The organism is Flavobacterium sp. T12S277 (assembly GCF_048514875.1).
Lineage (GTDB): Bacteria > Bacteroidota > Bacteroidia > Flavobacteriales > Flavobacteriaceae > Flavobacterium.
The window spans coordinates 87858-107056 of record NZ_JBLYEG010000007.1 but is presented as its reverse complement, the minus strand read 5'-3'; the positions used below and the strand labels follow the sequence as shown (position 1 = coordinate 107056).

The following is a 19199-nucleotide window of genomic DNA, read 5'->3' as shown; positions in this document are numbered from 1 at the left end:
TAAAAGGTGATTTTGATTTTCAGATTGCGAAATTACTGAATATTTTGAATATAAATTACACTTAATATAATTTTTTACTCGATTTTTACAATTTGCCCCCTGTCATTCCGCGAATTGCTCCCAATAATAAAATTTGCATTTTTGGGGAAAATCTTAAAAGTAATGTTCTTATCTTTAATAGTTTCTATGATTTTGATACATTTTTCGAATGAAACATAGTGATTATCTAAAATAAGTTCAACTCTTTTACTCTTAAAAACCTGGCACGAATTTACCATTTTTTCTTTTTTGAAATCTAAAAAGGTGACTTTATTTTTTAAAATTTGAGGTAATTTTTCAGACAAAATTCGATTTGAAGAGTAAAAAACAACTCTTTCCGGCAGTGGTTTTGATTTTGTTTTTCCCTGAAACATTTTCACAAATGAAAAGAACCAGATTCCGATTTGAATGAAAAATTCAAAAAACCATGATTTCCTGAAATGCTTCTGATAGAAAAAACTCATGGCCTCCTGAAAGCGTTTCATGTATTTTTCATCTTTTATCGTGCTTTCGCCTTTGTAATGCAAAACAGTGGTTTCATGAAAATAATAATTGGATTTCTTTTTTTGCAATGCCCTATACGACAAATCAATATCATCTGCATACATAAAGCATTTTTCATCAAAACCTTCTAATTCCAAATACAAATCGCGCGTCATCAACATAAAAGCACCCACTAAAATATCGACCTTTCCGCTTTCGTTTGTTCCTAAATGCTGCGCGTAGTACTGATTGAAAAGTTTCCATTTTGGAAAAACTTTATACAATCCGAAGATTTTAGTAAAGGCCACCCAGGGCGTCGGGATTCCGCGTTTACTTTCGGGTAAAAAAGCTCCGGTACCATCGATTAGTTTGCAGCCTACAATTCCTAAATTGATTTGTCTCTCAGCGAAAGCGATAATTTTCTTAAAGGTACTTTCGCCAACAACGGTATCCGGATTTAAGATGCAAACATACTTTCCTTTAGCCTCAGCAACTCCAATATTATTGCCTTTAGGAAACCCAAAATTGGTATCGTTTTGAATCAATTTTACAGTTGGAAACTTCGTTTTCATCATCAAACAGCTCTCGTCTGATGAATTGTTATCGACTACAATAATTTCGGCATCAAGCGACACAATGGCATCCTGAACACTTAAAACACATTGTTCCAGAAAGTAACGAACATTATAATTCAGAATAATTACCGATAGTTGCATGAAAAATAAGGGAATAGATTTTTGGGAAAGTTAGAAATTTTCAGCCAAATCTGGCCGTAATGACCCATCGTTTTTACTGACCCTAAAATCCAGTACCAATTTAATGTTCTTTTACCTGTTCCAACAACGGAATTCCATTTCCTGAAATTGTAAGTCTCTAATTTGATTACCAGCCCAAAAAACCTATTTTTGAATTGAAAAAAACGGCCACATGAAAATCAAAACCCCGATTGAGATTTCTTCTTTACTTGTATTACTAAGTTTTGGATTTTTCCTGTCTGGTTTTACTTTTGTTAAAGATCCGGGTAAAGACTTAGTCAAAACCTCGGTCTGGTACATAGCTGGTCCTGCTGTAGAAAATCAGGAGACGATTAATAAGGTTCGTGAAGAAAAAGGGATCGTAAAAGTTACTGCAAAAGACAATCCTTTGGGTGAAATTGAACTGAATGTCCTGATTACACCTTCTAATTCAAATGACGGTGCGCCCACTAATTTACCGGATGATTCCCGATTTGTGCGTATTACTTATAAATCTTCGCATCTAATCAAACTTCAGGCACGTGAAGGAAACGAAGAAGGAACGGGTTGTGTGCATGGAGGATCTCATCCAAGAGTTGATCTGGCGCCTTCTCCAAATCAACTTAGAACCATCAAAATTCCGTGGACCGCTTTCAGACAGGATGGTTTACCCAACGGAAAGCTTCTCAACATTCATAATTTATGCAAATTCAACTTTGTGAATTACAATCCAGTTTCAGGAGCTTTTTTAGAAATAAAATCAGTTACTCTCTAATTTTAAGAAATATGAAAACAAGGCTTTATCTTTTACTAATGACCGCCCTATTCTTTTCAAATAGCGGCTACAGCCAGAAAAAAATTGATATTAATGGCGTTTGGGAAGACATTAATCCGGGTGTGCAAAATGCTGTCGCAATTGTATCAGAGCAAAACGGGAAGGTTATTTTCTCGCATTACCTGGAATGGAAAGGACAGAAATTTGTGGAAAGCGGTACGGGAAAAAGAACCGGAAACACTATTGTCTATGCCGTAGACGTCACATTACCCATTGAAGGCTGGTCGACACAGGGAACGCATACTTTGACATTATCTGAAGACGGAAATACACTCGAAGGTACTTTTATCGATAACAAGAAAAGAACCGGACCGATTGCGTTTAAAAGAGTACGTTGAGTATTTGTTTTTGTTGGAAGGTTTCAAGTTTCAGGTTTCAAGTTTCAGGTACAGTACCAACTTGAAACCTGAAACCTGAAACCTCATCTCTCTAAAGATGCAACTGAATCTCATACTTGTTACAAATTTTCATCACATAAAGCATGATTGTAGAAAAAACTAAGGACCAGATGATTCCCGGAACTCCTTCACGGAAATAACCCGGAATAATATGAATATTAATGGTCTTGCAGAAATAATAGATCACGCCCGGCAGTATATAAATCAATAACGGATTTGCGGCGGCGGGCATAAAGAAATCACTCCATTTGGTTTGTTTTTTAAGTTCCATGAGCCAATACAGAAAATAGAACAGTACGGTACAAATTGCAGCCGAAAACATGGTCCAGGATGGCGTTCCTTTTATTTTTGAAATTCCAAAATACGGTCGTAATAAATATCCCGTTACAAAAAACAAGACGATAAAACCTAGTACTCCCCAATTGATTTTAGCAGGTACTTTTCGATCAAAAAACAATAACGAAATTACTACTCCGGCAGCAACTAAGGAAGCGTGCGTTAAATGTCCCGCAATAAAACTCAACCATGGTGTTTGGTGTAAAACCGATCCTTCTATGAGATTTACAGAATTTGCGACCACACACACCACTAAAAAAACAATCATTGCCACTAATTTCCCGGAAACCAGCCAATAATACACCACTGTAAAAAGATAAGCCCAGCCTATCAACCCCAGAATGCCCCACCATTTTGGCGTGATCCCGATGTTGCCGGTGTCCTGAACATATAAAAAGTAAAGTGCTATTAAAACTGCCATTCCACCGTATTGAAGCGTATTTTTTAATCCTGTCGGAAAATCTTTGGCATATTTATTCCAAATTGGAATTGGCATCAAAAAGGCCAAAAATCCCCAAAATGCAGGTGAAATAATCATTTTAGCCCCATCATAACCTTCGGAAGCATTGACCATAAAAACGCCAATAATTATGAGTGCCAAAGCTCTTTTTAAAGTATGTGTCCAAATCGTTTTTACGCTGTCTCCTTTGATTAATCGGGCATTAAAAGCAAACGGAACAGACATTCCTACAATAAATAAAAAAGCGGGAAAAACCAGGTCTACAAAAGTCATGGCATCAGCATCTGCGGGCATATGTTTCATCCATTGCGGTACATTGGTGATACTGGCCAGCTCATTTACAAAAATCATAACAAAAATTGTGATTCCGCGTAAAGCGTCTATCGAAATAATTCTTTGATTGTATAAATTTTCTTTTATTTTCATAAATGATTCGATTTTTAGGAATCTCAAATATAATATATTTATGAAATGACCAATTGCATTCCTTACATTAAAATTAAAGCATCACAAATTCTTCTTATTTACATACTTTTGCAACATGTTATCCTTTTTAAAACCAAAGCCTCTGTTAAAAGATCTGTTGTCGGATCATTATATTGATATCCATTCGCATGTATTGCCGGGAATTGACGATGGCGCCAAAACTATTACCGACACGATAAAACTTGTCAATGCGTTTCGCGAAATAGGAGTATCGCAATTTACGACTACTCCCCACATCCATCATTATGTGTGGAATAATTCGGCTCAGCTTATTACAGCAAAACAGCAGGAGACTCAACTTTTGTTAGAAAAAAATCAGCTTAAGGTTCCTTTTCGGGCTGCTGCAGAATATTTTATAGACGACTGGTTTGAGAATCACTTTAAAAACGAAAAACTTCTAACGCTAAAAGACAATTATGTACTGGTAGAAATCTCGTATCAAAACGCCCCTCTCCAGCTGTACAAAACTCTTTTTGAATTACAGGTAGCCGGATACATTCCGGTTCTGGCACATCCGGAGCGTTATTTGTATTATCGAAAAGATTTTAATGAATATGAAAAGCTAAAAAAAGCTGGTTGTTTGTTTCAGCTCAATTTGTTGGCTGTTGTGGGTTACTATGGAGAACGAATTGGCAAAACGGCAGAAGAGCTTCTCAAAAAAGGAATGTATGATTTTACCGGTACCGATGTTCATCATATGAACCACATCAGAGCTTTTGATCAGAAAATAAAAATCAACAGCATTTCCAACCTAAAAGAAGTTATTGCCAACAATCAGTTTTTTAAGTTTTAAGCGATATCAGTATGCATTTTCTTCGCCTTTTACGATGTTGATGATCGTTTTTATAATGATCTTAATGTCTAACATCAGGCTCCAGTTTTCGATGTACCAAATATCATATTCTACCCTGTTTTCCATATCCACTAATTCTTTGGTCTCGCCACGGTAACCGTTTACCTGTGCCCAGCCCGTAATTCCGGGTTTAGCATACTGACGCACTAAGTAATTATTAATCAGATCACTGTATTCTTTTGCAAGATTGATCATATGAGGCCTTGGCCCCACGACTGACATATCGCCTAAAAAAACATTGAAAAACTGCGGCAGCTCATCGATACTGGTTTTTCGAATAAAAGAACCAAATTTCGTCACACGGCTATCTCCTTTTTCGGCTTGTTTTCGATGTGCCAAACGATTGACATACATGCTTCTGAATTTATAGCACATAAACGTCCGGTTATCACGACCTGATCTTTCCTGCTTGAAAAATACAGGTCCCGGCGATTCAATTTTAATAATCAGCATAATTATAGGAAACAGCCACGGAAATACCAGTAAGATTACGGAAAGGGAGAAACCAATATCAAATGCTTTTTTCACCAGTCGGTTTATGGCAAATTCCAGAGGTTCGGTTCGAAACATCAAAACCGGTGTATTTTCATAGAACGTAACCTCTACTTTACTCGATTTTGTATACAACTGAAAATCCGGAATAAACTTAATACGCACCATGTTTTGCTCGCAAATTTGTGTGAGCCTGTTAATGATTTCAATTTGATCGATGTGCAATGCCACATACATTTCATCGACTTTTCTTTCAGTAACAAATTTATAAATCGCATCAAAATCGCCCAATACAGCCGCTGAATCAACAATTGAAGTATCTGTATTTTTATCAAAAAAGCCTAAAAATTTGTACCCATAAGTCAGGTCTTTTGCCAGTATCTTACGCATTCTTTCTCCCGATTCATTTGCTCCGACAATCACAAATGTTTTAAAATTATAGCCTTTAGCCCTGATATACTTTAAGAGTTTCATTGACAAATAGCGGGAAATCATCAATAATCCGAAAAAGATCAGATAAAAAGAAAGCAGTCTGAGTCTTGAAATATCGTAATATTTAAGATACACTACAAAAATTGAAATTAAGGCGGCGTGAATGACTAATTTCTTTACGGTTCTGACCAATATCGATTCTATAGGTTCGACCCTTACACTTCTGTTCGAGTCATTTTGAAACAACAATCCTACCCAAATTAAAATCGACAATAATGCAACGGTTCGCTCTTCTTTTGATAAAAGTATGTCTAAGCTGCCAAATCTGGTCAGTGCAGACAGCAGTGTTGCTAAGTTTAGCAATACAACATCAACGCAAACAAATAAAAGCTTGAAATAGCGCGAAAAACGATAATGCGACAGTTTCTGTAAAATTTCCATATCTGGGTATATACTTATTCTAAGCGAAATAAAAACTGATTAAAAATCCGTTAAAAATTAGTAGTGCAAAATAGTACTTTAATTATATTTCTGGGCATTATTTAAAATCTATCTTTAAAAGTTTACTTTTATGTTATGCAAATTTAATATTGCAGACCATGATTAAGACTATTTTACTCTTTTGCCTCACTATTTCTTTTGCAAATGCACAGGTTTTGGGCTGTACCGACCCTCTTTCTAAAATTTACAATCCCAGTGCAACAGTCAATGACGGAAGCTGTAACTACAAAAAGATTTCTCTAAAACCTGTATATTCTAACCCCCTAAGTGATTCGATCAAAGAAACCTCGGGATTAATAGCTTTCGATAATTTGCTGTGGACGCACAATGACGATCACGATCAAACGCTCTACGGCTTAGATACATTGGGGGAAATTCGAAAAAAAGTTGTGCTGAAGCAAGCCGTAAATCACGACTGGGAAGAGATTTCGCAAGACAGCTCTTTTATATATGTTGGAGATTTTGGAAATAACCTGTCAGACAACAGAAGTGATCTGCACATTTTAAAAATAGAAAAAAAGTCGTTTTTAGAAGGAAGTCCAACGATTGAAAACATTTCGTTTCGATATGCCGATCAAACAGATTTCTCCTCTAAAAAACCAAACACTGCCCGTTTTGATTGCGAGGCCTTTATAGTAACTAAAGATAGCATTTATTTGTTTACCAAGCAATGGAAGACATCCAAAACAAACATTTATGTATTGCCCAACCGCTCGGGCAGTCACGTTGCACAGCTAAAACATAGCCTGAATATAAAAGGCCTGGTAACCGGAGCCTCATACTTCGCTTCCGAAAAACGAATTGTGCTTTGTGGGTATTCCAGGTTAGGCAAACCGTTTTTGTACCTTTTATACGATTTTAAAAACACTGATTTTGTATCGGGCAACAAACGAAGAATCAATTTAAAGCTTCCTTTTCATCAAATAGAAGGAATCGCAACATCAGATGGGCTGCATTATTATCTGACAAGTGAAGCATTGGTTCGAAAACCGCTTATCAATGTACCTCAGCAGATTCATTATTTTGATTTGAGTCCTGTATTGAATTCCCATCTCCGTAAATAATTCGCCAATAGCCCTATTGAAACTATTAAAGTAATAATCCTTACTTTTCTATTCAATACGGGCAGCCGAAACATTTTGCGTACGAATCAAATTGATAGGTTAATAAAACTTCGTAAACACCCCCTGTCCTTCCAATTTTGGAGGTATTCAGATCATAAGAAACACCCAATTTCAGATTTTTGTACTGTAAGCCTGTAAACAAATTTAATGAAGTAAGTAATTGATTTCCTGCATTGTTTTTTGACGGGTTCGTAGCCGCCGTTGCTCCAAAATATATTTTTTCGAATAGAATTGATACTCCTATATCAAATCGATTGTAACGCCCTTGTTGCATATAATTTGATGTGACAAGCATAGTGGTTTCATACGGAAGAAATAATACATCGACATAATCAGCCAATAAAAATTTGTAACCTGTGCTTAACGAAAAGAAAGAATCCAAGCGTGCATTTCCGTCTGTTGCAAAAGAAATACCGGGTCTGTTAAGATGTTTCATGGCTAAACTAATCCATAGACTTTCGGTATTGAAAACCATTCCAGCTGATACATCAAAAAAATTGATTTTATCATTTTTTAGTATCGGATCAATTGAAGCTGGATTTATTGTGCCGGTTTGAATGTTTATCTGATCGCCAAGCAGCAGGTTTTGAAAAGCGAATGATTTTAACCCGAAACCTGCTTCTATTGCCGGTCTAAAAGACCAGGTGTCATTCAATTCTACTTTATAAGCATAATTGGCGTTGATTTGTGTATACGTATAGTGATTTAAATTTTGTCTGTGATTTAAAACACTTAGTCCATAACCGCTGCTAATATTTTCGTTCCAGGTGTTAACGAAGGCATAATCGGTATCTATTTTTAAGTCTAAATCTGGCCATTGTTCTCTATGAATAATACCCGCATAAGTAGTTTCCATAAACCCTGAGAAACCGGGGTTAAGTGTTTCCGGAATTAAGAAATACTGTGTAAAAATGGGATCCTGCGCTCTTGTTTCTGAAAAAAAACAGCACATAAGGATTATGATAAAAAGTTTTAATCGCATACTGTGCTTTATTTAATTAATGTAAATCCTCCTTTTTCGGTTACGGTGTGATTGTAAAAAGTTTTTGCAGTGAGCGTAAAATAGTAATTCCCATTTTGGGCATCCATATCTTTTATCTTTCCGTTCCATCCTCTAATATTTTTCCCCGTTTCGGTATATATAACCCCTCCCCAGGTATCAAAAATAGTCAAGCTAATATCCTCTAAACCTAGAAATACCGGTGCTAATATATCATTGTAACCGTCATTGTTTGGAGTAAAGGAGTTCGGCATCATTATGCTGTATCCTTTTTTGATTATCAATGTTGATGTGTATCTGTACTGGCATCCAAAAGGATAAGTAACAGTCTGTGTAGCGGCATACGTTCCTTCTTTTGTATAAATGTGTTTTGGATTTTCTTCATTAGAAAAAGTACCATCACCAAAGTCCCAGGAGGTGTTTACAACATCTCCGGTAGCTAAATTGGTGAATAAAATGGGGTCATAAACCGAATATATATCATAAACATCTTTAGCATACGAACCCGTAGTATAACTGGCAACACCCAAAACCGTCTTTTTAATTTTATACGGGATAGCAGCGGTACAGCCAAAACTGTCCGTTACACTAAACAGAATCAATCCGCCTTTATTTGTAGTCATTATTTCATTATTGTCTCCTCTGACATCCCCATCAGACCAACTTAGTTTATACGGTGGAACTCCTCCTCTTACATGTCCTGTAAATGTTTGATTTACAAATCTGGTTTCGCAATTAAAATCTGTTTTAAGCTCGATAGTAGGTGTCAGTTGTTCGAATCGGGTAATTTTCCATTCGCCAGATTTTTTGCAGCCATTAGCATCAGTAACGGCAACCTGATAGGTTCCGGGCGGAAGTTTATTTAAATCTTCGCTTTTGGTACCATTGGACCAGGAGTATGTAAATGGAGCTTTACCACCTGTTACAATTAAATTAATAATTCCTGTATTGGCATCTGCACAATCTAACGGGTTCGAAACATCAGCATTTAATTCCAGTACTAAAGGTTCTGAAACAATAAAGCTTTGTTTTATCACGCATGATTTAGAATCTGTAATGGTAACACTATATTTTCCCGGTCCTATATTATTACGTTCTATTCCAGCTGATGGATTATCATCCCAAACCAAAGTAAGCGGTGCTTTACCTCCCAAAAGATTCAAATGAATATAACCATCATTGGCACCAAAACAAGAAACGTCTTTAACATCCGGTTTTATACTAAAAACGGGAGCACTTTCGATGCTTATTGTAGATTCTTTTGTGCAGCCTAATGCATCTGTTACTGTAACGATATACGTTCCTGGTGATAAATTATTTTGTACAAGTCCTGTACCCAGATTATTCCACTTTATGATATAGGGATCTCCGGTTGTAAAGGGAACTCCTCCTTTTATATTGTTTATAACAATTGAAGCATTTGCAGAATTAAAACACGTCATTTCCGTTTTAGTGTAATCAAAAACTATTTCTGTGTTTTGGGTTAGTACAACTTGTAATTGATCTGTACAGCCAGAACGATCTGTAACGGTCAAATTATAAGTTCCTGCTGCTAAATCTTTTATATTTTGAAGCTTACTGGTAAAACCATTTGGCCCTGTCCATCTGTATTGGTAATCAAAGACTCCCGAAGAGGTTTCCATAAGTCTGCCACCGGTTGCCTTTATTTCGATTTCACCGGTAGCATAACCATAACATAAAACATTCTTTTGCTGTATCAGGCTTGCTTTTAACACAGGAGGTTCTTCGATGGTATAACTTCCTTTGAGTGTGTTGCAGCCGTTTACTTCTGTAATTGTTACCTCATAAGTTCCAGGTTTGAGATTATCTGTATATTCAGCAGTTGCAGAATAAGGCTTTCCGTTTTTTGTCCATACATAGGTATAAGGCTGTGTTCCTCCTTTGACTGACAGCCTGATATTTCCATCATTTAATCCAAAACAGCTTATATCATTTTTAACTGCTGAAAATTGAAATAATTCCGGTTCCTTAATTTTGTAAGTTTTTATAAATGGGCAATTGCCATTGTCTTTTACAGTTAAAGTATAGTCTCCGGGTTTTAGGTTGGAAATATCTTCATTAGTGCTTGAAAAACCATCAGGTCCTGTCCATAAAAAGGTATACGGATTTACTTTTCCAAGAGGAATCCCTCCTTCTACATCCAAAGCAATAGAACCGTCATTTGCCCCAAAACACGTACCGTTTTTCACCACTTCTTTTACTTCTATTATTGGATCGACTGTAACTGTTATTGTAAAATCTGCCCCGGTACAAGTCTTTGATGCAGGTGTTACCGTATAGGTTACTGTTGCGGGACTGTCGGTATTATTTATTAAAGTCTGACTGATATCGGATTGTGGTGAAGATTGTGCACTCGCACCACTTACAGCTCCGGCGGGGGAAATTACAGGGGCCGACCAAACATAAGTCGTTCCTGCCGGTACATTCTCTGTTGTATTGGTAATGGGTGCAACCTGAAAGCTGTTCTTGCTGCATACCTTTATTGCCTTTGCCTTTATACTAGCCTTCAGGGTTAAAGCTACTGTAAAAGGAGTTGTCTTTGTAGTAGTTCCACAACTATTGGTCACACTAAAAGTAACAGTATAGTTACCGCTGTTTGCATAAGTTATGGGTCCGGGATTAAGCGCTGTAGAGGAGGCCGGTGTAGCTCCGGGGAAACTCCAGAGATAGCTGATTTCTGATTCCGGAGAGCAGCTTTGATCTACGGTTCCAACAGGGTTGACCGTTGTAGCATTACAATAATCAGGAATAGGGTTCAGCGTAATGACAGGCGGATTTTTCACCTGTATCATTTCGGTTACCGATTGGGAAATTCCGCAGGCATTTTTGGCTGTTAACTGCACGTAGTAGGTTCCGGGATTTGCAAACTTAAAAACCGGATTCTTAGAGGATTCATTTGTTCCGTTTACAAAACTCCATTCTTCTGATGTACCGCAAAATCCTTCGTTGTATTTGATAACTTTCCAATTATAACTTTCAACATCACATCCCTGGCTCGCATTGGTTGTATTGGTAATGGTAACATCTTTCAAAGCACATGCTTTACTGTATGTAAATTTAGGTTGCAATACCGGTTCAACACAGACTGTTTTTGTGACTTCGTTGCCGACACCACAAGGTGTTCTTGCTGTTAATTTAATGGTATAGGTACCCGATGTAGTATAGATATGTATTGGATTAACATCATTTGATATGGTTCCGTCTCCAAAATCCCAGGTGTAAATATTTGCAGTACTGCAATTATTACCATAGCCTGCAGTCGATTTATTGACGAAATTTATAGGTGTATTCGAACATAAGATGTTGTTGACGGCAAAATCTACCTGAGGAATCCCTAATATAATAATAGGACCTGCTGTCAGGTTACTGAGTCCGCATGCTGTTGTTATATTTAAACTAACCGTATTTCCTCCGGGGCAATTTGTCTTTTTGAATTCATGTAATACCGGAAAATTTAGAGAAGCCGCAGGATTTGCAGCATTATATTGTTTGGAACTTTCTAAATCTTTTTGACTGTATTTTTCAATGGTACCATCTCCAAAATTAAGTTCATATTCTGTATCGGATGGATTAGAACCCCAGGCTGCAATCGAAAATTCCATTGTATCCACCGGAAGACATAAATTGGTCGTATTCCCCGGAGTGATCAAAGCTCCTTTTGGATTAGTCGAATTACTAACGATATAGGTAAGCGAATTTTTGCAGCCATTAGCACCAATTCCGGTAATCACCATTTTATAAGATCCTAATTTTAGGTAATCATGTGTTTTGGGAAAAGTAATATTGGTTTCTGAACTTCCGTCACCCCAATCGACATTATAGGATGAAACGCATGAGGCTGAATTCGATATATTGCCAACATTAATAGTGTATTTGGGATTCAGGTTGTCTCCACATTTTTCAAAAGATGTACCTGAGTTATCTAAGTTGGTGAACCTTAGATTTGGTTTCTGTTTTACTGTAATCGTCTTTGCAATGGTACTTGTTTTACCATTGGCATCGGTAACCGTCAATTTTATGGTGAAATTTTGAGTCCCGCAACCCACAGCATCAAAAGTATGAATTGGGTTATTACTCGTTGCACCTCTTCCGTCTCCAAAATCCCAAGAGTATTGAAAAGGACCACTACCACTTACCGTTGAAACAAAGGTAATAAGAGTCCCTGAACAGGAATTGTCGTTGGTGAAGTTAAAATCAACAGTGGGAGGTACTGACAGCTGATTATAATTTCGATCTGAAAGACTGTCTCTAAAAGCATTGAAATTATTAAAGCCATACCCAAAAGAAGTAACCAATGAAAAACAGAGTACTAAAAAATAAAGTTTTTTCATTAAAATTTTTAGATTAGGGAGATATCATTAAAGCTGTGATTAGCCCTATTTATCTGGCCATCAAAAAATAAATTTAACCAAAGCGTTAGTATCCTTTTTTTAAATGTAACAACCGTTATCTTTTAATGCATAACTGTGATAAAGCGGCCTCTTAAAAAAATGATATCGCAGCTACCTCCGTTTTAGGTGTAAAAAGAGAGAACCGGAATAAGGTAATTTCATGGTATTCCATACCAGTTACAACCGTGTGATAACAACTCCCGATTGGCTGTCTTAAACTTCTTGCTCGCAAAGAAGATCTATTCAAAAGTTGACCTCTAAAGTTGTGGCGTCTTTTATGTCTGAACGCTAATGTTAAGCTATTTTTTTGTTTGACTCAAAAAGGTATCTTTGCACCGTCAAAATTAAATTCCTATTAAAAATTTAGAGATCTAATTAAAGACCTCGTTACAATTTTTAATACATAAAAAAGCCTTATTTCAGGCACTTTTACAACATGAATTACTTATCAGTCGAAAATATATCGAAATCCTTTGGTGAAAGAACCTTGTTTGACAACATTTCTTTCGGAATCAATAAAGATCAAAAAATTGCCTTTATTGCAAAAAATGGTTCAGGAAAAACAACCATTATGAGCATTATCAATGGTTTAGACGAACCGGATACCGGACAGGTTGTTTTGAGAAAAGGAATCAGAATGGCTTTTCTTTCACAGGATAACAACTTACAAGAGGAGTTAACCATTGAAGAGAGTATTTTTGCTTCAGACAATGAGACGCTTAAAATTATTGAGGCTTATGAAAAAGCACTTGAAAACCCCGACGATGAAGAAGCCTACCAAAAAGCTTTTGACGGTATGGATCAGCATAACGCCTGGGATTTTGAAACGCAATACAAACAGATTCTCTTCAAATTAAAACTGGAGGACTTCAAACTGAAGGTTAAAAATCTTTCGGGAGGGCAAAAGAAACGTCTTTCACTGGCGATCATTTTGATCAATCGCCCTGATTTGTTAATTCTTGATGAGCCAACCAACCACTTAGATCTGGAGATGATCGAATGGCTGGAAAGCTATTTTGCCAAAGAAAATATTACCTTGTTTATGGTGACGCACGACCGTTTCTTTTTAGAGCGTGTTTGTAACGAAATCATCGAACTAGACAACGGAAAACTATACCAATACAAAGGAAATTATTCGTACTATTTAGAGAAAAAAGAAGAACGAATTACCTCTGAAAATGCCAGTGTTGACAAAGCCAAAAACTTGTTTGTAAAAGAACTGGAATGGATGCGCCGTCAGCCAAAAGCAAGAACTACAAAGTCAAAATCCCGTCAGGATGATTTTTATGTAATCAAAGAAAAAGCACAAAGCCGTCGTCGTGAAAATAAAGTTGAACTTGAAATCAACATGGAACGTATGGGAAGCAAAATTATCGAGCTTCACAAAATTTCCAAAAAATTCAAGGATCATGTAATTCTGGATAATTTTAGTTTCGATTTTCAACGTGGCGAACGTATTGGAATTATTGGTAAAAACGGAACCGGAAAATCAACTTTCCTGAATCTGCTTACCGGAACACTTCCATTAGACAGCGGACGTGTCGTAAAAGGAGATACCATCAAAATTGGCTATTACACGCAAACAGGAATCAACCCGAAACCTAACCAACGTGTAATTGATATCATTAAAGAATACGGAGAATTTATTCCGTTGGCAAAAGGACGAATGATCTCGGCCTCGCAATTATTGGAACGTTTTCTTTTTGATGCCAAAAAACAATATGATTTTGTTGAAAAATTAAGTGGTGGAGAATTAAAACGTTTGTATTTATGTACTGTTTTGATTCAGAATCCTAACTTTTTAATTTTAGATGAGCCTACCAACGATTTAGATATCGTAACGCTAAACGTTTTAGAAAGCTTCCTTCTGGATTATCCGGGATGTTTATTGGTGGTTTCGCACGACCGTTATTTCATGGACAAAATTGTCGATCATTTATTTGTCTTCAGAGGAAATGGCGAGATTGAAAACTTCCCTGGAAACTATTCTGATTTCAGAGCGTATGAGGACAGTGCCGATGTTGCTCAAAAGGAAGAAAACAAAGCCGAAAAGAAAGACTGGAAACAAAATAATCCAACCGGAAATCTAACTTTCAACGAGCAAAAAGAATATCAAAAACTGGAAAGAGAAATTAAAGATCTTGAACTTGATAAAACCAAAATCGAACAATTATTCTCTGATGGAAAAGTTGCCGATGCCGATATCGAAAAGAAAGCAAACGAATTGCAAAACATCATCAATAAAATAGATCAGAAAGAAGAACGCTGGTTTGAGCTTTCGGCGAAGATTGAAGGATAAGTTTTATTTGTTTCAAGTTTCAAGTTTCAAGTTTTAAAACCATAAGCTGAAAAAAGATCATTTTTTTATATTTATTTAAACAAAAAACAAAAACAAAAAAAATACCACATGAAATACCTTTTATCTGCCCTATTCGTATTCACTTTATTTACCTCTTGTATTAGCAATGACAAAGAACAAGAACAACCAATAGCAAAAGACTATACTGTTGAGAATGAAAAAGAAATCACAGATTATATTGCGCAAAACAAATTAAACGCGATAAAAAGCAGTACAGGTTTATATTATATTATAAAAGAAGAAGGAACAGGTAAGAGACCTACTGCTTCATCTTCAGTTACAGTGGCATACACGGGTGCTTTTACTAGTGGAAAAACATTTGACCAAAGCACTAGTGCCGGTCTTACATTTCCTTTAAACGAAGTAATTAAAGGATGGACAGAAGGAATTCAATTGTTTAAAGAAGGTGGCAGCGGATCATTGCTAATTCCATCACATTTAGGTTATGGAAGTTCTGGACGTCCCGGAATACCTGCTGGTTCAGTACTTATTTTTGATGTAAAACTGATCAAAGTAAATTAATTACTTATTGTAAATTCATAGATGTTGTTTCAAATAAAGTCTTATTTAAAATTTCTTTGGAATTCAAAAAACGAACACGGAGTACATTCGCCCTTCGTGTTTCATTTATTGACAAAATGTTTTTACGATAAGAAACCTAAACCCGAGTATCTGATTCTTAAGAACTACAGAAAATCGCTTTTAGAAAATAAAAATTTCATTGAAGTAACTGATTTTGGAGCCGGTTCAAAAGTTTTTAAATCCAATAGAAGACAAATTTCTAAAATTGCTTCCACTGCCGGAATTTCTCCAAAACGAGCGGAACTACTATTCAGGGTTACCCAATATTTCGAGCCGAACAACATCCTGGAAATAGGAACTTCATTAGGTTTAGCCACTTCTGCCCTCGCCTTAGGAGATACAAATGCAAAAGTAACCACTTTAGAAGGCTGTCCGGAAACTGCCAAACAAGCGCAATTGCAATTGCAAAAATTCGATTGCAACGAAGTAGAAAATGTCATCGGTGAATTTGAATCTTTTTTAGTTCCTGAAAATCTAAGATCTAAAACCTATGATCTGATCTATTTCGACGGCAATCATTCCAAGAAAGCAACTTTGACCTATTTTGAGCTTTTACTCTCCACAATTCACAATGATTCTGTTTGGATTTTTGATGATATCCATTGGTCACAAGAAATGGAAGAAGCCTGGGACATTATAAAAAATCATCCTAAAGTAACCGTTACCATCGATACTTTTCAATGGGGATTTGTCTTTTTCAGATACGAACAGGAAAAAGAACATTTTGTAATACGTACATAAAAAAAGCCAATCATCGCTGATTGGCCTTTTCATATACCTTTACTTTTTACGTATTACTTTTTAGCTGCCGCCGTTTCTTCAGACTTCGCTCCCATTCGGTTTAGTGTATACATTGGAGCAAATTTAAGCTTCAAACCGGCAATTTTTCGATTGTCTTCACCTGTTAATCCTTCTTTCTCCACCGTATTTTTTCGGCTGTCAAGTGCTTCATACATCAATTTAATTTCGTCCCAGTCTTCACGAGAGTAACTGTCTTTATTTTTCTCAACCGTATGTACAAACTGTTGGTAAACACTATGAATGTTTTTAGCATTCACCCAGGCAAAACTCATATCTTCTCCAATTTTTCCTTCACCAAACAAAGCATTACGCAATTGCTGTTTCGGACTTGGCGCTGGAGGAGCAAGAATAGTTACCATATTGTTTCGAAATTCTTCGTATTTAATCTTACTCGTATTTATTTTCTCTGTCGCGACACTATTTTCTTTGATATCAGCGAGTGCCAATTGAGCGTTGGCAGCTCTTTTTTCATACTCGGCCTCAACAGCTTTCCAATCGGCTTTTAAATCGTCAGCTTTAACATTTTTGACGGAGTCGACATAAGTAACATAAGAGTCAATTGTTTTTTCAGCCTGTTCTTGTTTTTCATCTTTACAGGACACAAAACCTAACGCGATTACCGCAATTCCGGATAATAATGCTATATTTTTCATAATTTGATCTTTTAAAGTTAGATTTCAAATATAGCCCTAAAAACATTTAAAAAATCAATACTTATAAATATTTTAACATTTAAATTAAAAATAAAACAACAAAATAATACTAAAAATGATAATTATATAAATTCACCTCAAAATTATGTAACAAATTTTTAGTCCCTACCCTTTAATCAAATAAAAACGATGCGACAACCGAATGCTTTTGCAGAAACGGCAATTGGTGTAACAAAAATCAATTTCAGGCTACTTATCGTTTATTGAAAAGTGTTTTGTACTTTTAAATCCAAAATTGTAAATCGAAATGGCAAATCCATTAATTAAAATAACCAAGATCAAACGAGATTTTGTGCTAGGCAACGAAATTGTTTATGTTTTGAAAGGAATCAATTTAGAAATCAACAAAGGTGAATATGTGGCTTTAATGGGGCCATCGGGATCTGGAAAATCTACTTTAATGAATCTGTTGGGATGTTTGGACACGCCAACTTCGGGACATTATATTCTGAACGGAAAAGATGTCAGCCAAATGGGAGACGATGAACTGGCGGGAATTCGAAACAAAGAGATTGGCTTTGTATTTCAGACTTTTAATCTGCTGCCGAGAACGACTGCCTTAGATAATGTTGCCTTACCTATGATTTATGCGGGATACTCAAAGGCGGATCGTACCAAACGTGCTGAAGAAGTTTTAAAACAGGTAAATCTGGCAGACCGAATGGATCATCAGCCGAATCAGTTATCCGGAGGACAACGCCAACGTGTTGCCATTGCAAGAGCTTTGGTAAACAAACCGTCTATTATTTTGGCCGATGAGCCAACCGGAAACTTAGACAGTAAAACCTCGGTAGAAATCATGAAGCTTTTTGGCGACATTCACGCACAGGGAAATACCGTAATTCTGGTAACTCATGAAGAAGATATTGCCGCTTACGCACATCGCGTGATCCGACTGCGAGACGGCTTGATTGAAAGCGACACCACGAAGTAATTTTAGATTTCTGATTTTAGATTAGAATGAGATACTTCAAAATTTAGATTTAGAAAAAAATCTAAAATCTACAATCTAAAATAAAACCTTAGTACCTCAGAACCTTAGCCCCTTTAAAAAAAAATGAAAGTATATACAAAAACAGGAGATAAAGGAACAACCGCTCTTTTTGGCGGTACACGTGTTCCTAAAGATCACATTCGAATTGACAGTTATGGTACTGTCGACGAACTAAACTCTTATATAGGACTTATTCGTGATCAGGAAATGGATGCCCATTATAAAACCATTTTAATCGAAATTCAGGATCGTTTGTTTACCGTTGGTGCGATACTGGCCACTCCGGCAGAAAAAGAAGTATTAAAAAACGGGGAACTTCGTCTTAAAAATCTCGGAATTATTGATAGTGATATCGAATTATTAGAGAATGAAATTGACAAAATGGAAGAAAGTCTTCCACAAATGACTCATTTTGTTTTACCTGGCGGACATCCCACTGTGTCACATTGTCATATAGCACGTTGTATTTGCCGTCGTGCCGAGCGTTTGGCAGTACATTTAAGCCATAATGAACCCGTTCCTGAAATCGCAATCCGATACTTAAACCGACTTTCTGACTACCTTTTTGTATTGGCACGGAAGTTGACCTCTGATTTAAAGGCGGAGGAAGTAAAATGGATTCCGAGAAAGTAAACTTTCTTAAATTTCTATTCTCAACTCCCGAATTCGAGAGAAATAATTTAAAAATTCTGCGAATTTAAATAGTATACAAAGTTCCTCATAGTGGTAATTTCAGGCTCTTTTTCGGGAATTTGGAATTTCATTTTTGGAATTTAAAGAGGACGTTCTTAAATTTTATTAAAATAAATCAAATTTTACTTGTCTTTTTCAGTAAAAAATTTATTTTTGCACAAACTAAACAGATAACAGATGTATTGGACATTAGAATTAGCATCTTATTTAAGTGATGCGCCATGGCCTGCTAACAAAGATGAACTTATTGACTACGCTATTAGAGCTGGTGCTCCATTAGAAGTAGTAGAAAACCTTCAGTCAATTGAAGACGAAGGGGAGATATATGAATCAATGGAAGAAATTTGGCCTGATTATCCAACAGACGAAGATTATCTTTGGAATGAGGATGAATATTAAAAAATAAACCAAAGGAAAAAGTCTCATCACCGAGGCTTTTTTTTTGGTTCAAATACACATTTACATAAAATAG

Annotated in this window: 16 protein-coding genes; 10 read left to right on the top strand and 6 right to left on the bottom strand. The window is 36.3% G+C overall.

Going from position 1 to position 19199, the window contains the following annotated elements; all coding sequences use genetic code 11:
* Positions 1–74 precede the first annotated feature (74 nt).
* Positions 75–1238, bottom strand: coding sequence for a glycosyltransferase family 2 protein (locus tag ACN1CN_RS12270; RefSeq protein WP_419135872.1), 1164 nt, complete (start codon positions 1236–1238; stop codon positions 75–77).
* 211 nt (positions 1239–1449) lie between these two features.
* Here ACN1CN_RS12270 and ACN1CN_RS12265 point away from each other — a divergent pair, with 211 nt between their 5' ends.
* Positions 1450–2031: a hypothetical protein gene (locus tag ACN1CN_RS12265; RefSeq protein ID WP_419135870.1), complete on the top strand. Its 582-nt coding sequence runs from the start codon at positions 1450–1452 to the stop codon at positions 2029–2031.
* A gap of 11 nt (positions 2032–2042) precedes the next feature.
* Positions 2043–2429: a hypothetical protein gene (locus ACN1CN_RS12260; RefSeq protein WP_419135869.1), complete on the top strand. Its 387-nt coding sequence runs from the start codon at positions 2043–2045 to the stop codon at positions 2427–2429.
* Positions 2430–2520: 91 nt separating this feature from the next.
* Here ACN1CN_RS12260 and ACN1CN_RS12255 read toward each other — a convergent pair whose 3' ends face one another.
* The gene (locus ACN1CN_RS12255) at positions 2521–3711 is read right to left on the bottom strand and encodes a DUF5009 domain-containing protein (RefSeq protein WP_419135868.1); all 1191 of its coding nucleotides are present in this window, start codon (positions 3709–3711) and stop codon (positions 2521–2523) included.
* A gap of 115 nt (positions 3712–3826) precedes the next feature.
* On the opposite strand from ACN1CN_RS12255, the gene ACN1CN_RS12250 reads away from it, so the two are divergent.
* Positions 3827–4564, top strand: a complete 738-nt coding sequence (locus ACN1CN_RS12250) for a tyrosine-protein phosphatase (RefSeq protein WP_419135867.1) — start codon at positions 3827–3829, stop codon at positions 4562–4564.
* Positions 4565–4570: 6 nt separating this feature from the next.
* Here ACN1CN_RS12250 and ACN1CN_RS12245 read toward each other — a convergent pair whose 3' ends face one another.
* The gene (locus tag ACN1CN_RS12245; RefSeq protein WP_291285575.1) at positions 4571–5989 is read right to left on the bottom strand and encodes an undecaprenyl-phosphate glucose phosphotransferase; all 1419 of its coding nucleotides are present in this window, start codon (positions 5987–5989) and stop codon (positions 4571–4573) included.
* A 158-nt stretch (positions 5990–6147) separates the two neighbouring features.
* Between ACN1CN_RS12245 and ACN1CN_RS12240 the strand changes: the two genes are divergently transcribed.
* Entirely contained in the window at positions 6148–7113 is a 966-nt protein-coding gene (locus ACN1CN_RS12240) for a T9SS C-terminal target domain-containing protein (protein WP_419135866.1), read from the top strand.
* A 52-nt stretch (positions 7114–7165) separates the two neighbouring features.
* Here the strand turns inward: ACN1CN_RS12240 and ACN1CN_RS12235 are convergent, their stop codons facing one another.
* Together ACN1CN_RS12235 and ACN1CN_RS12230 are read right to left on the bottom strand one after the other, a co-directional pair.
* Positions 7166–8155, bottom strand: a complete 990-nt coding sequence (locus tag ACN1CN_RS12235) for a PorP/SprF family type IX secretion system membrane protein (protein ID WP_419135865.1) — start codon at positions 8153–8155, stop codon at positions 7166–7168.
* Between the two features lie 8 nt (positions 8156–8163).
* On the bottom strand, positions 8164–12525 hold the full coding sequence (locus tag ACN1CN_RS12230; protein ID WP_419135864.1) for a PKD domain-containing protein: 4362 nt from the start codon (positions 12523–12525) through the stop codon (positions 8164–8166).
* Positions 12526–13021: 496 nt separating this feature from the next.
* Between ACN1CN_RS12230 and ACN1CN_RS12225 the strand changes: the two genes are divergently transcribed.
* From ACN1CN_RS12225 to ACN1CN_RS12215, 3 genes are all read left to right on the top strand, one after another.
* A complete protein-coding gene (locus tag ACN1CN_RS12225; RefSeq protein ID WP_264524995.1) occupies positions 13022–14884 on the top strand; it encodes an ABC-F family ATP-binding cassette domain-containing protein in 1863 nt (620 codons plus the stop codon).
* Between the two features lie 108 nt (positions 14885–14992).
* Positions 14993–15466, top strand: a complete 474-nt coding sequence (locus ACN1CN_RS12220; RefSeq protein ID WP_419135863.1) for an FKBP-type peptidyl-prolyl cis-trans isomerase — start codon at positions 14993–14995, stop codon at positions 15464–15466.
* A 21-nt stretch (positions 15467–15487) separates the two neighbouring features.
* Positions 15488–16267 carry an O-methyltransferase gene (locus tag ACN1CN_RS12215; RefSeq protein ID WP_419135862.1) on the top strand — a complete coding sequence of 260 codons (780 nt, stop codon included), beginning with the start codon at positions 15488–15490 and terminating at the stop codon, positions 16265–16267.
* A gap of 53 nt (positions 16268–16320) precedes the next feature.
* Here the strand turns inward: ACN1CN_RS12215 and ACN1CN_RS12210 are convergent, their stop codons facing one another.
* Positions 16321–16980 carry a DUF6565 domain-containing protein gene (locus tag ACN1CN_RS12210; RefSeq protein WP_419135860.1) on the bottom strand — a complete coding sequence of 220 codons (660 nt, stop codon included), beginning with the start codon at positions 16978–16980 and terminating at the stop codon, positions 16321–16323.
* Positions 16981–17287: 307 nt separating this feature from the next.
* Between ACN1CN_RS12210 and ACN1CN_RS12205 the strand changes: the two genes are divergently transcribed.
* From ACN1CN_RS12205 to ACN1CN_RS12195, 3 genes are all read left to right on the top strand, one after another.
* Positions 17288–17974 (top strand): ABC transporter ATP-binding protein, encoded by a 687-nt coding sequence (locus ACN1CN_RS12205; RefSeq protein WP_264525000.1) that lies wholly within the window; start codon positions 17288–17290, stop codon positions 17972–17974.
* Between the two features lie 123 nt (positions 17975–18097).
* Positions 18098–18667 carry a cob(I)yrinic acid a,c-diamide adenosyltransferase gene (locus ACN1CN_RS12200; protein ID WP_264525001.1) on the top strand — a complete coding sequence of 190 codons (570 nt, stop codon included), beginning with the start codon at positions 18098–18100 and terminating at the stop codon, positions 18665–18667.
* A 237-nt stretch (positions 18668–18904) separates the two neighbouring features.
* Complete coding sequence (locus ACN1CN_RS12195) at positions 18905–19126, top strand: DUF2795 domain-containing protein (RefSeq protein WP_007138072.1); 222 nt, start codon at positions 18905–18907, stop codon at positions 19124–19126.
* Positions 19127–19199: the final 73 nt, after the last annotated feature.

What these genes read in the sequence shown, in the direction of transcription:
- ACN1CN_RS12270 (WP_419135872.1), bottom strand. Translation starts at nt 1,238, where the DNA reads ATGCAACTATCGGTAATTATTCTGAATTATAATGTTCGTTACTTTCTG.
- ACN1CN_RS12265 (WP_419135870.1), top strand. Translation starts at nt 1,450, where the DNA reads ATGAAAATCAAAACCCCGATTGAGATTTCTTCTTTACTTGTATTACTA.
- ACN1CN_RS12260 (WP_419135869.1), top strand. Translation starts at nt 2,043, where the DNA reads ATGAAAACAAGGCTTTATCTTTTACTAATGACCGCCCTATTCTTTTCA.
- ACN1CN_RS12255 (WP_419135868.1), bottom strand. Translation starts at nt 3,711, where the DNA reads ATGAAAATAAAAGAAAATTTATACAATCAAAGAATTATTTCGATAGAC.
- ACN1CN_RS12250 (WP_419135867.1), top strand. Translation starts at nt 3,827, where the DNA reads ATGTTATCCTTTTTAAAACCAAAGCCTCTGTTAAAAGATCTGTTGTCG.
- ACN1CN_RS12245 (WP_291285575.1), bottom strand. Translation starts at nt 5,989, where the DNA reads ATGGAAATTTTACAGAAACTGTCGCATTATCGTTTTTCGCGCTATTTC.
- ACN1CN_RS12240 (WP_419135866.1), top strand. Translation starts at nt 6,148, where the DNA reads ATGATTAAGACTATTTTACTCTTTTGCCTCACTATTTCTTTTGCAAAT.
- ACN1CN_RS12235 (WP_419135865.1), bottom strand. Translation starts at nt 8,155, where the DNA reads ATGCGATTAAAACTTTTTATCATAATCCTTATGTGCTGTTTTTTTTCA.
- ACN1CN_RS12230 (WP_419135864.1), bottom strand. Translation starts at nt 12,525, where the DNA reads ATGAAAAAACTTTATTTTTTAGTACTCTGTTTTTCATTGGTTACTTCT.
- ACN1CN_RS12225 (WP_264524995.1), top strand. Translation starts at nt 13,022, where the DNA reads ATGAATTACTTATCAGTCGAAAATATATCGAAATCCTTTGGTGAAAGA.
- ACN1CN_RS12220 (WP_419135863.1), top strand. Translation starts at nt 14,993, where the DNA reads ATGAAATACCTTTTATCTGCCCTATTCGTATTCACTTTATTTACCTCT.
- ACN1CN_RS12215 (WP_419135862.1), top strand. Translation starts at nt 15,488, where the DNA reads ATGTTGTTTCAAATAAAGTCTTATTTAAAATTTCTTTGGAATTCAAAA.
- ACN1CN_RS12210 (WP_419135860.1), bottom strand. Translation starts at nt 16,980, where the DNA reads ATGAAAAATATAGCATTATTATCCGGAATTGCGGTAATCGCGTTAGGT.
- ACN1CN_RS12205 (WP_264525000.1), top strand. Translation starts at nt 17,288, where the DNA reads ATGGCAAATCCATTAATTAAAATAACCAAGATCAAACGAGATTTTGTG.
- ACN1CN_RS12200 (WP_264525001.1), top strand. Translation starts at nt 18,098, where the DNA reads ATGAAAGTATATACAAAAACAGGAGATAAAGGAACAACCGCTCTTTTT.
- ACN1CN_RS12195 (WP_007138072.1), top strand. Translation starts at nt 18,905, where the DNA reads ATGTATTGGACATTAGAATTAGCATCTTATTTAAGTGATGCGCCATGG.